Annotated in this window: 17 protein-coding genes; 6 read left to right on the top strand and 11 right to left on the bottom strand. The window is 33.3% G+C overall.

Translation table 11 applies throughout. The features are described from left to right. Nucleotides 1–121: 121 nt before the first annotated feature. Nucleotides 122–511, bottom strand: coding sequence for a hypothetical protein (locus J2Y60_RS01760; RefSeq protein WP_309912349.1), 390 nt, complete (start codon nucleotides 509–511; stop codon nucleotides 122–124). A 128-nt stretch (nucleotides 512–639) separates the two neighbouring features. Between J2Y60_RS01760 and J2Y60_RS01755 the strand changes: the two genes are divergently transcribed. Then, on the top strand, nucleotides 640–1,242 hold the full coding sequence (locus tag J2Y60_RS01755; RefSeq protein WP_309912351.1) for a HupE/UreJ family protein: 603 nt from the start codon (nucleotides 640–642) through the stop codon (nucleotides 1,240–1,242). Nucleotides 1,243–1,245: 3 nt separating this feature from the next. On the opposite strand, the gene J2Y60_RS01750 is transcribed toward J2Y60_RS01755, so the two are convergent. Beyond that, the gene (locus J2Y60_RS01750; RefSeq protein WP_309912353.1) at nucleotides 1,246–1,971 is read right to left on the bottom strand and encodes an SGNH/GDSL hydrolase family protein; all 726 of its coding nucleotides are present in this window, start codon (nucleotides 1,969–1,971) and stop codon (nucleotides 1,246–1,248) included. Between the two features lie 172 nt (nucleotides 1,972–2,143). On the opposite strand from J2Y60_RS01750, the gene J2Y60_RS01745 reads away from it, so the two are divergent. From J2Y60_RS01745 to J2Y60_RS01735, 3 genes are all read left to right on the top strand, one after another. Beyond that, the gene (locus J2Y60_RS01745) at nucleotides 2,144–2,698 is read left to right on the top strand and encodes a hypothetical protein (protein WP_309912355.1); all 555 of its coding nucleotides are present in this window, start codon (nucleotides 2,144–2,146) and stop codon (nucleotides 2,696–2,698) included. Between the two features lie 131 nt (nucleotides 2,699–2,829). Further along, nucleotides 2,830–3,402 carry a Crp/Fnr family transcriptional regulator gene (locus J2Y60_RS01740; protein ID WP_309912356.1) on the top strand — a complete coding sequence of 191 codons (573 nt, stop codon included), beginning with the start codon at nucleotides 2,830–2,832 and terminating at the stop codon, nucleotides 3,400–3,402. A 77-nt stretch (nucleotides 3,403–3,479) separates the two neighbouring features. Continuing rightward, nucleotides 3,480–3,917 (top strand): carboxymuconolactone decarboxylase family protein, encoded by a 438-nt coding sequence (locus J2Y60_RS01735; protein ID WP_309912357.1) that lies wholly within the window; start codon nucleotides 3,480–3,482, stop codon nucleotides 3,915–3,917. Nucleotides 3,918–3,982: 65 nt separating this feature from the next. On the opposite strand, the gene J2Y60_RS01730 is transcribed toward J2Y60_RS01735, so the two are convergent. Together J2Y60_RS01730 and J2Y60_RS01725 are read right to left on the bottom strand one after the other, a co-directional pair. After that, entirely contained in the window at nucleotides 3,983–4,339 is a 357-nt protein-coding gene (locus J2Y60_RS01730) for a DUF1801 domain-containing protein (RefSeq protein ID WP_309912358.1), read from the bottom strand. Between the two features lie 28 nt (nucleotides 4,340–4,367). Next, the gene (locus J2Y60_RS01725) at nucleotides 4,368–5,633 is read right to left on the bottom strand and encodes a hypothetical protein (protein WP_309912359.1); all 1,266 of its coding nucleotides are present in this window, start codon (nucleotides 5,631–5,633) and stop codon (nucleotides 4,368–4,370) included. A 200-nt stretch (nucleotides 5,634–5,833) separates the two neighbouring features. Here J2Y60_RS01725 and J2Y60_RS01720 point away from each other — a divergent pair, with 200 nt between their 5' ends. Both J2Y60_RS01720 and J2Y60_RS01715 read left to right on the top strand, forming a co-directional pair. Then, nucleotides 5,834–6,310, top strand: a complete 477-nt coding sequence (locus J2Y60_RS01720) for a YdeI/OmpD-associated family protein (RefSeq protein WP_309912360.1) — start codon at nucleotides 5,834–5,836, stop codon at nucleotides 6,308–6,310. A gap of 57 nt (nucleotides 6,311–6,367) precedes the next feature. Beyond that, nucleotides 6,368–6,922, top strand: a complete 555-nt coding sequence (locus tag J2Y60_RS01715) for an NADPH-dependent FMN reductase (protein WP_309912362.1) — start codon at nucleotides 6,368–6,370, stop codon at nucleotides 6,920–6,922. Between the two features lie 47 nt (nucleotides 6,923–6,969). Here J2Y60_RS01715 and J2Y60_RS01710 read toward each other — a convergent pair whose 3' ends face one another. The 7 genes from J2Y60_RS01710 to J2Y60_RS01680 all read right to left on the bottom strand — a co-directional run bounded on the left by J2Y60_RS01710 (nucleotide 6,970) and on the right by J2Y60_RS01680 (nucleotide 13,054). After that, nucleotides 6,970–7,224, bottom strand: coding sequence for a SemiSWEET transporter (locus J2Y60_RS01710; protein ID WP_309912364.1), 255 nt, complete (start codon nucleotides 7,222–7,224; stop codon nucleotides 6,970–6,972). Nucleotides 7,225–7,393: 169 nt separating this feature from the next. Next, nucleotides 7,394–8,338, bottom strand: a complete 945-nt coding sequence (locus J2Y60_RS01705; RefSeq protein ID WP_309912366.1) for a phosphatase PAP2 family protein — start codon at nucleotides 8,336–8,338, stop codon at nucleotides 7,394–7,396. Further along, a complete protein-coding gene (locus J2Y60_RS01700; RefSeq protein ID WP_309912368.1) occupies nucleotides 8,319–8,855 on the bottom strand; it encodes a DUF4833 domain-containing protein in 537 nt (178 codons plus the stop codon). Before J2Y60_RS01700 ends, J2Y60_RS01705 begins: the two co-directional genes overlap by 20 nt. Further along, nucleotides 8,845–9,549, bottom strand: coding sequence for a CDP-alcohol phosphatidyltransferase family protein (locus J2Y60_RS01695; RefSeq protein WP_309912370.1), 705 nt, complete (start codon nucleotides 9,547–9,549; stop codon nucleotides 8,845–8,847). The genes J2Y60_RS01700 and J2Y60_RS01695 overlap by 11 nt, the downstream gene beginning before the upstream one ends. Nucleotides 9,550–9,573: 24 nt before the next feature. Continuing rightward, nucleotides 9,574–12,195, bottom strand: coding sequence for a DUF5686 family protein (locus tag J2Y60_RS01690; protein ID WP_309912372.1), 2,622 nt, complete (start codon nucleotides 12,193–12,195; stop codon nucleotides 9,574–9,576). Next, nucleotides 12,176–12,589, bottom strand: a complete 414-nt coding sequence (locus tag J2Y60_RS01685) for a GtrA family protein (protein WP_309912375.1) — start codon at nucleotides 12,587–12,589, stop codon at nucleotides 12,176–12,178. Before J2Y60_RS01685 ends, J2Y60_RS01690 begins: the two co-directional genes overlap by 20 nt. A 3-nt stretch (nucleotides 12,590–12,592) precedes the next feature. Beyond that, nucleotides 12,593–13,054, bottom strand: coding sequence for a phosphatidylglycerophosphatase A (locus tag J2Y60_RS01680; RefSeq protein WP_309912377.1), 462 nt, complete (start codon nucleotides 13,052–13,054; stop codon nucleotides 12,593–12,595). Nucleotides 13,055–13,078: the final 24 nt, after the last annotated feature.

The following is a 13,078-nucleotide window of genomic DNA, read 5'->3' as shown; positions in this document are numbered from 1 at the left end:
ATTACAGTGATAGTACTTGAAAGAAAATGGAATTTTGTTCGTTATTTATTTTCAAGGCAAAAGAATTACTGTGAAGACAATACACTTCTCCTCAAAAATTAAAACGAAACAATAAAACTGATTAGACTATCGGAGGATGAAAAAGAGAAGAACTAACGCTTACTGAGTTTTCAGTAAGAAAAGTGTAATTAGATTTTGTAGGAGGATTTACAAAAGCCCAATCTAAAGTGAAAAGTGGCTCCGCATCAAACACTTCTTCCAAGATTTTCTTGATAGACTGTCCTTGTTTTTGTGTTTCTTTGGTAGCATTGTCTTCTGCCACTTTCTGAAGTTTCTTGGCCAAATAGCAATGCCCATTACAATTCAGTTGTGGTTTTAAACGGTTTTCACAAAGGTTCTGGATGATGTAATCTTTCCTTAATTCAAAATCCAAATACACTACAGGTACGAGCAGCGTTTTTACGCTAATCAATACCAACAGCAACAACGCTATGTAGTTTTTGGTGTTCATGGATTTAAAATTTCATGCAATTTACAACCAGAATCAATAGGTTGTACCCCGATATGATTTTAAATGAAATTCAATTTAAAATATTTACTTTTGTGAATATCTAACCACAAAGGTAAATAATCATCAACATGTCAGACTTTCAAACATTTTTCAAGCTTGGTTTTCAACACATTACAGACATCAACGGTTACGACCATATTTTGTTTGTAATAGCACTCTGTGCTATTTTTCGACTGAAGGATTTAAAAAAAGTGGCCTTTCTAATAACGGCTTTCACCATTGGGCACTCACTTACCTTAGCCTTGGCTACCCTTCAACTGATTACTTATAGTACCGATTTGATTGAATTTTTAATTCCTGTCAGTATTTTTCTTACTTGTTTTATCAATTTATTTCATAAATCTGCTGAACGTCCTTCACAAATAGAAAAATCATCTGTACTGCGTTATCCGATGGCGATGCTCTTTGGTTTAATACATGGAATGGGCTTTTCAAATTACCTGAGGAGCTTATTAGGAAAAGAAGAAAGTATCTGGCAACCACTATTATCTTTTAATTTGGGTTTAGAAATCGGGCAACTATTGATTGTATTGCTTTCGTTGATTGTTAGCTCTTTGTTATTAGATATTTTTAGGGTAAAAAAACACGATTGGAACCTCATTTTATCAAGTTTAGTAGCAGGAATAGCACTCACGTTGATATTGAGTACTGAATTTTTGAAAGCTCATTAATAATTACTTTTTCAGGATACTCAATGCCGTACTTTGTGCTTTCATAGCCCAAAGTTGATGCATTTTTCCTGAGAAGTGTAAGCCATCACTGGCAAACATCGAAGCGTCAGTATTTTGTCTGCTGATACTGGTAATATCAATAAAAGCTACTCCTACTTTTTTACATTCCTCCTCTGCTACACTATTAAAAGCATCTATTTCTTTAGCTATTTTGGCGCTGTCGGCATTTTGTCCTGCGGGCGAAACGCCCCAGTCAGGAATTGAAAGCACCATTACTTTTTGATAATCATTCTTAGCAAAATTGGCACAAATTTTCAACAATTCACGAAATTCAGTACGGTATTGTTCCAAACTTAGTCCACGATATTGGTTATTTACGCCAATTAATAACGAAACCATATCGTATTGTTGCGTAAGGTTTCTTCTGGTAATACCCTGCATTAGCTCTTGGGTAGTCCATCCAGTTTGGGCAATAATATCGTGAGGAGTAATTTGATATTGAGTAGACAATAGATTATTTAAAAGCACTGACCAGCGGTCTTTTTCGGGAACGCTTTGTCCGATAGTGTATGAATCACCTAACGCTAGAAAAGATTTATTGATAGTAGGTACATCCACAATTGGTTGACCACCTGATGTTGGATTCTGAGGAACATACATTTTTTCTTCTGTTGAACTACAAGCCAGCAGTAAAAACACACAAAAGGCAATATACTTTAGCTGATTCATCTGATAATGCTTTATAACTTGATAAATGTTTTATGAAGTATTTTGTTTTAACATTTACGTAAATACTTGTGGGAAAGGATTGATAAATCAAATTTTATCCACTCTTTATTGAATATAGAATATTCTTAGCATCTTGCCGTTTCTAGAAAAACAACACTCAAATGCTTGAACTATGAAATATTATCTGTTATTCTTTACCATTATTTATACTTTTTCTTCTTTAGCACAAAAATCTAATAATGACCCTAATCTTGTCTGCTGGTCACAAAAAAGGCGATTAACTATCGATGATTTTCAAATAAAAATAGCCAACAGTACTAATTCATTTTCTTCAGCTCAATTTAGTTATGATTATAAAATAAGTACTTTTCTGAGCTTGTCTAGAGATTACAAAAGGCAAATTACCAACTGTTTCATCAAGAATGCCTCTTGGATAGATACTACTCACAACAGTGAAATCTCTGTGCGATACCAACAAACATTGTTTGATTTAAGTGAAATCTATATCAGGCAATTCCGTAAGTTTGTTTATGATAACAGAAAGGCATTGGTATTAGGAAAAATAAAAATTGATGACATCAATGCCCAAATTATGAACGACCTAGCCAAAAGAAAAGTAGAATACGGACTCGATACTAGTTATGGTACCATTCCTGATAAGCAAAGAAATTGGGAAATAAAGATTTTTAAAGAAATAGAAGGCCTTAAAGAATTTTCAGCAGAATAATGGTAAGTAGTGATTAGTAAATAGTGATTGGTAAACTGTCTGCCGTCGCTGTAGCATTTCAAATCACTAGTTATCAACTGTTTACAACATATGAAAACGTTACTTAAATAGTATTGATTACTTATATGAATATGTATCCTAATCTTGTAAAACATATCTTAAAATACGTTGCATTAAATGAAGAAGAAATTCAAATACTCTTGAAGTATACAAAACCTTTGTCTGTAAAGAAGAAGACCAATTTATTGACAGAAGGACAAATTTGCAAATCGCTGTATTTTGTTGAAAAAGGTTGTATGCGCTTGTTTTTTGTAGATGATAAGGGTGTCGAGCAGATTACTCAATTTGCGATTGAAAATTGGTGGATGAGCGACTTCACGAGTTTCAATACCCAAAGTCCTTCGCAATTTTATATTCAGCCAGTCGAAAATTCAGTCCTTTATGTTGTTGAATATCATTTGCGAGAACAACTTTTTCAAGAGCTTCCTCAATTAGAAAGGTATTTTAGGTTGATTATTGAAAAAGCTTATTCAGCATCACAGGTTAGATTTAAGTATCTCTATACTTTTTCTAAAGTAGAAAGCTTCCATCATTTCAGTACCCTTTTCCCTGAATTTATTCAACGTATTCCGCAATATATGCTAGCATCTTACCTTGGCTTTACGCCTGAATACCTGAGTGAAATACGAAAAAACAGGTTGTAAATGTTTTTCTTAAACCAGTTTATCTTTTTTCGGTTTGGGCTTGAATAGCTTTGTTCCATATTTAAAACAACACAAAAATGGACAATAGAATCAACATTTTACAAACTGAGCCTGAGGCTTATAAAGCATTATTAGGGATAGACAAGTATTTGCAAGGGACAACATTAACGAATACACACAAAGAGTTGATTAAAATCAGAGCTTCTCAAATCAATGGCTGTGCTTTCTGTATTAATATGCATACCAAAGATGCCCGAAAATATGGTGAAACAGAACAGCGTATTTATTTACTAAATGCTTGGAAAGAAACTACGTTATTTACCGAAGAAGAAAAAGCAATCCTTGCCCTTACAGAAGAAATAACATTGATTAGTCAGTCAGGCGTTTCGGATGCTACTTATCAAAAAGCAAGAGAATTGTTTGATGAAAATTATCTATCAAATATCATTGTGGCAATTATAGGCATTAATGCTTGGAATAGAGTAGCAGTAACTACCAGACTGCAACCTGCTTAGGATTAAGAGAAAATTAGGTAAAGCAAAAATTCCCAAGACTTAATAAGTCTTGGGAATTTTTGTATTTATCTATACAAAGCTAATAGCTGTTTTAAGAGCATTTCAATAGTCTCTAAGGGTAAATCTTCATTTGGGTCTAACAACATGATTTTCATTCTAGAACGTTTTTCAATCATAAGGGCAGGATGTTCTATACTTTTACCTTCTACAAAACCAATATACGGCTGTTTATATTTTTTATGAATCCAGAGATAGCAAAACATTTTCCCCTTATAGCAGAAAAAAGGCATCCCATATTTCATTACGTTAGTTATCTCAGGGTCTTGCGAACAAATAATCTTTTGTAATGCAAGGAAACACGATTTTATAGGTTCAGCCTGTTGAAGATAAAATGCATCAACGGTTTTGATTGAATCATTCATGGTGAATTACTTAGCTACAAAGATTAAACTACTCAATTACAGTCAGTTTTTCAAATAGATTTTTAAAGATAGCTAAAGACTCCTCATGTATATCTTCGCAAGTATCAAGCATAAAAGAATAAAATATTCTTCCCTTAAATCTATCATTACTTTCTGGTGAACTATAATAGTTATTTTTGCCAGCTTCGCCATTGTTGGATATAACACTTGGTTTTTCTAACAATAGTCCAGGATATTCGGGTTCTTTACTTTCCAACCCTAATGTATAAACATGTGCCCCACCTCGGTTGGAATATAACTTAGGGTTTCGTTCTTCATAAGCTATTAAATTATCGTATTTATCCGAGAATGATATTTGCTTTACATTAGCCTTCTTATTGGTAAGTAATAGAGTACTAATAAAATTTTCTAGCTTCTCATTCTCATTTGCCACCTTCATAATAATGGCTATGGTATATCCGACTTTTTTGCCTTTCTTATTAACAATGTCTGGTGGAATCATTATAAATGCACATTGACCTTTATCATAATTTGTTAAGTTTATCACCCATTTAGTATCAACTAATACACTTATTCCCATCGCACGAGAAGTAAAAGTCATTAACTCACCCTTTGTAGCCTCCCAAATATCCTTATCGGTATAGGTCTTATCTTTATCTAATACTTTGATTTTTTTCCTAATAATCTGCCCCAACATCGTTTCAAAATATCCCTCTTTTCCAGTGATAGCTTTTACCTTATCCATCGCAAAAATTGAATGGGAGGGCATATTAGCCATTGTTGTTGTTAAGGCAAATTCTTCCCAAAAAGCAGCTGGCTGTTGTTCTTTAGGTAGCAGTTCTTGCCCTTTATAGAAATTATCAATTGCTAAATCTATATTAGCAGATTGTGCATAATGATATCCTAAAAACCAATAGCCACGAAAACTCTTTGGATGCTGTTCAATGGCTAGATTATAATTTACAACTGCTAATCGATGACTAGCAGAATCCTCGAGATTATAAAGGAAATGAGCAATTTCACCCAATAAAAGGTATAAATCCTCATTCTTGGTACTTATCGCAGAGAAGGTTTTATAATGTTCTTGAAGCGTATTAATAACTTCTTTTTTAGGCTTGTTATGTTTCCATTCAGGACTCCATTGTTCATAAAATGGCAAACCAACTTTAAGGCTGTTAAAAGCATTTACACATTTACTTTCATTACTAATTTTTTGAAGGTCTATGTATTCTAAATTAGCAAAAGTGCTAAAGTTAAAAAAGACTAAGAGTGATAGAACAAATACTTTTTTCATGGTTTAATTAATGGTTCAAATGTTTATAGAATTATTTAAATAATTTTATTAATATCACAAAAGCAACCTAGCTATTTTCTAAATTAATTCAAAACTTTAAAGCCTTCTTTTTTTTTATTTTAGGATGAGTTTTCAGTCCGTCATTTTAATTAATTTTCTAAACTTTCGAGTATCATTTATTAAAACCAAATCATCAAACCTTGGAAAAGCCATTAGTTGATAAAAAATATTTGCTTGAAAAGTTCCCCGGGAAAGGTGGGTGGACATATACTGTGATTGCAGAAATTCCACCTGATAAAAAAGCTTATTTTGGATGGGTAAAAGTTAAAGGCACTATTGATGATTTTGAAATAAAAAGCTACAATTTGATGCCGATGAAAGATGGGAAACTCTTTTTGCCTGTAAGGGCTGAAATCAGGAAAAAAATAGGTAAACAAGAAGGCGACTGGATTCATGTTACCCTCTTTGCTGATAATGACCCTATTGATGTTCCTAAAGATTTATTACTCTGTTTAGAAGATGAGCCCGAAGCACTTAAGAATTTCCTTTCATTTTCTGAAAGCGAACAACAAGGCTATATCGATTGGATTTATGCTGCTAAAAAAGAAGAGACGAAGGTAGAACGTATAGCCGAGACAGTAAATAAAGCATTAAAAAATTTGAAATTGCGGGATTAAATGTCTTAAAAATTGTTATCAATCAAATGATAACTTATCTAAGCACATATTCAATCAATGAAAATTAAAAAAAGAATTTTAGGCATTTCTGGCAGTACCCGTGTTAATTCTTCTAATCATAAATTACTACATGCTATTGCTACGATATTTACAGACCAAATTGAGCTGAGTGTATTTGATGGTATCGAAAAAATTCCACATTTCAATCCTGATATTAAGGATGCACACATTGATAATCAAGTTACCATTTTCAGAGAGCTAATCAGCCAAGCAGATGGGGTAATTATTTGTACGCCTGAATATGCTCATGGTATTCCCGGCACCTTAAAAAATGCGATTGACTGGACGGTAGGTTCGGGGGAATTTTCAGGAAAACCAACGCTTTTAATTACTGCCTCCACTGACGGGACGTCTGGTCATAAGGCACTTTTGGAAGTACTTAAAGTCATTGAAGCCAAAAATATAGACCAATTACAATTGTTAGTACAATATATCAGGTCAAAGATTAACCAAAACGGAGAGATAATTGATAAAGATACTTTATCGGCTATAACAAGATTGGGACAGCAATTAATTGGAACAATTGATGAGACAAATGAGGGCAAAGAGTAAACATAAAAATCTTTAAACGACCTTCGCAGAAGGACATTTAAAGATTTTTAGACTGATTTTCTGTATTTATATTTAAAAAACAGAATCACTAATGATAGCATCAACGTGATAGCGTTGGCAGCAATTACAGGAACAGCATTTGCACTTATTCCATATACTAGCCAGAATGTTACGCCTAAAGTAAACAAAAGAAACATCGCTAATGATATATCTTTGGCAGATTTCGTTTTATAAATCTGTATTACTTGTGGCACAAAAGCGATGGTAGTTAAGATACCAGCTAGATAACCTAAAGTTTCCATATTTTTATTGATTATATTTTACTTCTACAACACAAATATAACGGAATTATTATATATTTTGTTCATATACCGTACATTTTATTAGAATAGTACAATATTTCATATTTAAAATTTAGTATTTATATCACTTAACAATGGCTATTTAATAGCCGAGGTTCTAAGGTAGTTTTTATAAGGGTAAAATGTATTTGATCATGGGTTTACGCACGAAAACATTAAATAGCGTTATTCCTAAAACAGCACAGCTAATACCCGCCAATACATCTATGACATAATGGTGATTTGAATAGACTGCCGAGCCCCAAATACCTAAACAAAACACTACGAAGAAAATAATGAATTTGCCCATCTTTTTCTGAATCGCAAAATACAATACTATCAAAGGATAAGCTGAATGTAATGAGGGCATCGCTGCAAAAACATTGGCATTTTTTTCATAAATACCTTTAAAAATAGGACTACCTACTAACGCATCAAAGTACTTTAAGTTACCTACATTACCCATAATATTGAAGTGTTCGGTAAAGCCATATTCGGCAACATACCAAGGCGGAGCGGCTGGGTAAATATAATAAACACAAAAGCCAATCAGGTTAACAAACAGAAAACAATAGGCAAAACTATACATGATGGTTTTGTCTTTCAAAAAGACATAAATACCAAACAACAATGGCACAGGTACCCAATTGATGTAAAATAGTCCCGATAATAAATCTAAAAAAGTAGTATGGTATTTAGTAAAATACTCGTTGAGCGTTATTCTAACACCATTATCATTTACCCCAAACAAAAACTTTTCAAGAAGATAGGGCTGTTGAATATGGATAGGATTAATCGTGTAATTGGGAATTATCCTGAGGGAATCATACACTACCCAAAATATTACAAAAGGAAACATAGCTTTCATAAAGCTACGTGTAATACTATTGCAATAGAATAAAAAAAGTAGTAAAAAGTAAAGAACGGAATGTTCTGGACGATAGGCGATTACTTGACCAAACCAGATAAAATAACCAACACTAATTAATAACGTGAGTATAATATTCTTCTGAGTAAACCTTAAAAAACTTTTACTCTCGTCAAGTGCCCAAAAATCAAGGCTTAATTTTTTCATAAATATCTTCTCCAGTAGTCATGTCTTTTCCAAAAACTTCAACGTAAAGTACTTTTGGTCGAAGATTACTCCCTTCTGTTTTCACAAAAACATGATCTAACCTAGCTAGTTTGTGGTTAATTTCTAATTGTGCACAAGGCTTTCTATTCTTGTCAAATCCTACTTTCAGTTTTCTTTTTTTATAAGAAACTACCCAAGCGTCAAAATCATTTTCTCGGGTAGTTTCTTTAGCACTAATTCCATAAGCTAGAAAATTCTGTATCCAAGTAAGCTCCTTTTTTTGCCCTTGCTCCTGATAACGTATCCAATATACGCTGATAGGATTTTCTTTATCAAAATCTCCATTCGGCAATAAATTAGCATCATAAACAATGGTGTTTATATTAGCACTTCGTTGGATGTAGAATAACCTAACAGGCGAATCTGGCACTTTAGGATAATTAATGGGTGAAAAACTTGTTATTAAAGTAAGGATTATACTAGCTATTAAAAGCCTTTGTAATTGTCTATTTTTCATTTTCAGCCAAAGACTTTTTGGTATGTTCAATTCTTTGTAGGGCTGTATAATTTGACAATACTGCCACAATTGACATCGGAATTGTAAAAATTGAGATGGTTTCAAACCAAGGAATATTAGGTTCTAAGCCTTGAATTTTAAAATCATTTCCTATGATGGGTGCTAAAATACCACAAAGCAAAGCAGAGCCACCAATAATAACAATTCTTTCAGGGCGTTGCATCCAGCCAATATCACACTTCACGCCTAGCCCTTCGGCTCTTGAACGTGTATAGCTTACCATCGACGAGCCAATCAATGCTAAAAAAGCAAAGAATGAACTGAATAAATAATGATGAGAAATGAGGTAATAACAAATGCCTAAAAACATGAACATTTCGCTATATCTGTCTAATACAGAATCGTAGAAAGCACCAAATTTACTAGACATATTGCCTACACGTGCCAGCCTTCCATCAATCATATCAAACACCCCAGCAAACAAAATCATTGCTCCGCCCCAACCTATATAACTAAAGTCTCCCCTGAATGTAGCCTCAGCAGCATAGATAAAAATACCTGCGGCTAACACATTAAGGATTAGGCCAATCGTTGTAATGACATTTGGCGTTATTTTTAGCACAATTAATAATTTAATAAAGGGATTGATAATTTGATAAATTACTTGTTGTCCCACAGATTTTAATGTATACATAGCTTTAAGAGATTATTTGGAGTATTAAAAATCAAATTTAAATCTACCACGAATTCCGTATTCAGATACATTAGGATGATCCAAATACGAAAGTCGTTTTACCAAGTCTATCCTAAATACTTTAAAAATATTAGATACACCAACGCTAGCTTCCATATAAGGCCCGTTTGCTAATGAGTTAGTTAAGACTGTACCATCAGCCGCTTCTGGGAAACGATACAAACTTAAATTGTTCTCAGGCAAATTTTTAGCACTTATCCCTCCCCAAAGCCCCTTGAAAGTAATCACTTCTCTAAGCTTTAGTTTTTTGATAAGAGGTAATTTATTAAAAATAAATCCATTGAAATAATGGTCTACAAATAGAGCCGCATATTTATCTGAGGCAAACTCTAAGAAGTTCATCAAGTTATATGACTCTAACTGATATGAATAAGATTGGTTAGCACGGTGAATTATCAATAACGGATAAGGCACTGTTCCAAAAATCTTTCCTCCTTCAGCCGTAATATCGGTATAACCAATGGGTGATATAAAGAAACGCTTGTTGGCTCTGAAAGTGAGGTTATGATAATTATAATCTCCTTTCAAGAAATTGGCAATGCCTAAACTATAGCGTAATTGGAAAATCGGATACTTGTTGATAATCGGAATTCTATAGTTTTTACCTTGATAGAATTGCTCATTCGGAGCAAACTTTAAGTTGACCGATACTTCAGAACTTGTTAAATCCTTTTCATTATAAGGCTTAACATCAGGTGAAGGATTAGCACTGGCATATCTTTCAAATGTCAATGAACCTGCTGCTTCTTGCGTAAGATTTTTATACCCTAATTCGTAACTAATGCCACTTCTTGACTCATGACGATAGTCTAAACGGAAAATTTTGTTGTATGTCATCTTATCGTTTATCCCTCTTTTGAAAGATAACAAAACGTTATCTTCCTGAATAAACTGTAATTCTTGTCCTGGAATTCTGACTTCATCTTGATAAGAAACTCGTAGATAATTATTCGGAAACTCATAGATTGAATTATTACCTAAGTTATAAGTAACCCCAAGATAACCTTTCCAACGTTCGTCTTTAAAACCATACGCTGCATAGGTTTCTAAATACAATTTCGGATTCAATTTTGCCATCGTTCTACCCCCAAAACGCAGTCGGAATCCTTCCACTGGGTTAAAACTATAAAATGCATTGGCAGGACCAATCTCAAAATCACCAAAATCTTTGTATCCAAACAAAACCAATCCAGCGATAGTCATAAACCGCTTAAAAGAAGGTACTTGCTGAATACTATCAGCCATTTGGTAAATCCCTTTTTCAACACTGCTTAGTCCTTGATGACGAGCAGACGCCCAAAAATCATCACTTTTATCCAAAGCCATATCCATTAATACATTCTTTTGAATAGGCTTAAAGATACTGTTCTCGATAGGTTTATTCAGTACATAGTTTTGATAAGAAACCGACCGTTTTCCTAAAATTCCTCTTTTATTTTCTTTTTTACTAAAACCAAAGTCGATTGAAATTTCATCTTTAGCAAGCATCAGCTTGTTATCCTCCACAGGAACAAATTCTTGATCCACCAAAAGTTCGTTTACAAAATTAAGATTGATGCTTCTTGGCACACCTAATTTTACTTTTCTAACAGAGAAATTAGAATCTAACGAAATATACATATTCCCAACAAAAGCGAAGTCTGAAGGGTTACGTGGAGAAAATCCTAAATTAACACACTTCATATTTTGGAATTGAAGTGTATCTAAAATAACAAATCTGTAAAAAGTAGGCGATAAATTAGAAATCGGACTGATAAATTGGTTTGTCAGTAAGCTAATATTACTATCATAGATATTAATATCTTCATACAAACGATTGATATATGAGGCGATACCATTGTTATCAATGTATTGGTCTAACCCAATTTTTTTCTCGCCTTTGATATATACCTTCTCATCCTTCGGATTTTTCCTAAAATACACATCTGCTACAGTCTCTTTTAAATAAAGCGGTAATGAAACATTACCAGTCGTTTTTGAAGTATCAAGATTATCGAAGATAAATTGAAAATTTTTGAACATTTTCTTCTTCTTATAATCTTCATCAATATTGTTTAGGTTTAATTGTACCTTTTCGTATTTCTCGTATTGATAATAGTCTAATCCCTCCTTACGGTTTTCATCGCGGTGAGCAATTACCTTTCTGATTAAAATTACTGCTGGATTATCTTTATTACGGTACTTTTCTTTTTTAGCCTTTACAGTTACTTCTGTTAAGTTTTGCGACTGAGGAATTAATTTAATAGAGATTGTTTGGCTTATATCTCTTTTAAAAGTCTTCACTTCAGTTTTATAGCCAATAGATGAAAATTGGATTTTTGTAGCTTGCCCATCTTGAATATCCATAGTATAGTTACCATTGATATCTGTCTGAATGCCTTGCTTTGTACCTTGTACAATGATATTCACAAAGGGAATAGCCTCATTGGTTTTGCTATCAATGATTTTCCCTTTTACTTTCGTTTGTTGTTGTCCGAATACAGACGATATTGAAGCGATGCTCAAAAATAAATAGCATACTGTTCGTAAAGTAATATTACTATTAAAGTGGTTTGCTATTATATTATTAAATAGATATTTTTTCATGATTTTTTGCATTAAACACGAACAATCTGTTCAATCCATAACTATAGACTACGAATACGAACGTCCCGACTAATGCCCTTATGATTAGATAATCTGCTGTTATAATTTTACTGAGGCCTAAAACACCAAGGGTGTTCATTACTGAACTTCCCATCGAAACAAGTATATATTTCATTAATTGCCATTGGCTCTTTTCAGTTTTTGAATCTTGAAATACCCATAGCCTAGACAAAACAAAACCAATGATTCCACCAGCAACATTTCCTGCAATTGTAGACCATGCATAAGAAAAACTTAGGTAGTGAAGCACTAAATAAGAAGTACCAAAATCTACAAAGGTTGCAAGACCTGAAACTGGAACAAAACGGAATAAAGGTTTGAAAAAATTAGACATCGCTCACAGGAAAAAGATGATTACTTGTAAACATCCATTTGCCCAAATTCCTGCCATTACATCATCAAGCATTACACCCCAACCATTACCATATTTTTCAAAACTTCTAATATTGAATGGTTTATATATATCAAAGAATCTGAATAAGATAAATGCTATCAGTAGATTTTGCCATGAAAATGGGATGAAGCATAAACTTAGACACATTCCAGCCACTTCGTCGATTACTATTTTAGAAGCATCTTCGCCCCAGTGTGTTTCCATGATGGCAGACGACCATCTGCCTACGAATGTAAATACTACTGTTAATACAATTAAGGTTAGATGGTAATAAAAAGTATCGTTTACCAAACGAAAAACTCCTGCTACAATAGCACAAGCCAACAATGCTCCGAAAGTTCCCGAACCTTTTGGGATAAATCCTAATCCGAGTCCGGAAGCAAAGATTTTATGAAAATTCAACATAATAGAAAAATGGCTCTTGAAATT

Origin of the sequence: Arcicella sp. BE140 (assembly GCF_031456255.1) — a bacterium.
GTDB lineage: Bacteria > Bacteroidota > Bacteroidia > Cytophagales > Spirosomataceae > Arcicella > Arcicella aquatica.
This window is presented reverse-complemented; position numbering and strand designations above follow the sequence as displayed.

What these genes read in the sequence shown, in the direction of transcription:
- J2Y60_RS01760 (WP_309912349.1), bottom strand. Translation starts at nt 511, where the DNA reads ATGAACACCAAAAACTACATAGCGTTGTTGCTGTTGGTATTGATTAGC.
- J2Y60_RS01750 (WP_309912353.1), bottom strand. Translation starts at nt 1,971, where the DNA reads ATGAATCAGCTAAAGTATATTGCCTTTTGTGTGTTTTTACTGCTGGCT.
- J2Y60_RS01715 (WP_309912362.1), top strand. Translation starts at nt 6,368, where the DNA reads ATGAAAATTAAAAAAAGAATTTTAGGCATTTCTGGCAGTACCCGTGTT.
- J2Y60_RS01730 (WP_309912358.1), bottom strand. Translation starts at nt 4,339, where the DNA reads ATGAATGATTCAATCAAAACCGTTGATGCATTTTATCTTCAACAGGCT.
- J2Y60_RS01735 (WP_309912357.1), top strand. Translation starts at nt 3,480, where the DNA reads ATGGACAATAGAATCAACATTTTACAAACTGAGCCTGAGGCTTATAAA.
- J2Y60_RS01690 (WP_309912372.1), bottom strand. Translation starts at nt 12,195, where the DNA reads ATGAAAAAATATCTATTTAATAATATAATAGCAAACCACTTTAATAGT.
- J2Y60_RS01695 (WP_309912370.1), bottom strand. Translation starts at nt 9,549, where the DNA reads ATGTATACATTAAAATCTGTGGGACAACAAGTAATTTATCAAATTATC.
- J2Y60_RS01740 (WP_309912356.1), top strand. Translation starts at nt 2,830, where the DNA reads ATGTATCCTAATCTTGTAAAACATATCTTAAAATACGTTGCATTAAAT.
- J2Y60_RS01745 (WP_309912355.1), top strand. Translation starts at nt 2,144, where the DNA reads ATGAAATATTATCTGTTATTCTTTACCATTATTTATACTTTTTCTTCT.
- J2Y60_RS01755 (WP_309912351.1), top strand. Translation starts at nt 640, where the DNA reads ATGTCAGACTTTCAAACATTTTTCAAGCTTGGTTTTCAACACATTACA.
- J2Y60_RS01685 (WP_309912375.1), bottom strand. Translation starts at nt 12,589, where the DNA reads ATGTCTAATTTTTTCAAACCTTTATTCCGTTTTGTTCCAGTTTCAGGT.
- J2Y60_RS01700 (WP_309912368.1), bottom strand. Translation starts at nt 8,855, where the DNA reads ATGAAAAATAGACAATTACAAAGGCTTTTAATAGCTAGTATAATCCTT.
- J2Y60_RS01710 (WP_309912364.1), bottom strand. Translation starts at nt 7,224, where the DNA reads ATGGAAACTTTAGGTTATCTAGCTGGTATCTTAACTACCATCGCTTTT.
- J2Y60_RS01680 (WP_309912377.1), bottom strand. Translation starts at nt 13,054, where the DNA reads ATGTTGAATTTTCATAAAATCTTTGCTTCCGGACTCGGATTAGGATTT.
- J2Y60_RS01705 (WP_309912366.1), bottom strand. Translation starts at nt 8,338, where the DNA reads ATGAAAAAATTAAGCCTTGATTTTTGGGCACTTGACGAGAGTAAAAGT.
- J2Y60_RS01725 (WP_309912359.1), bottom strand. Translation starts at nt 5,633, where the DNA reads ATGAAAAAAGTATTTGTTCTATCACTCTTAGTCTTTTTTAACTTTAGC.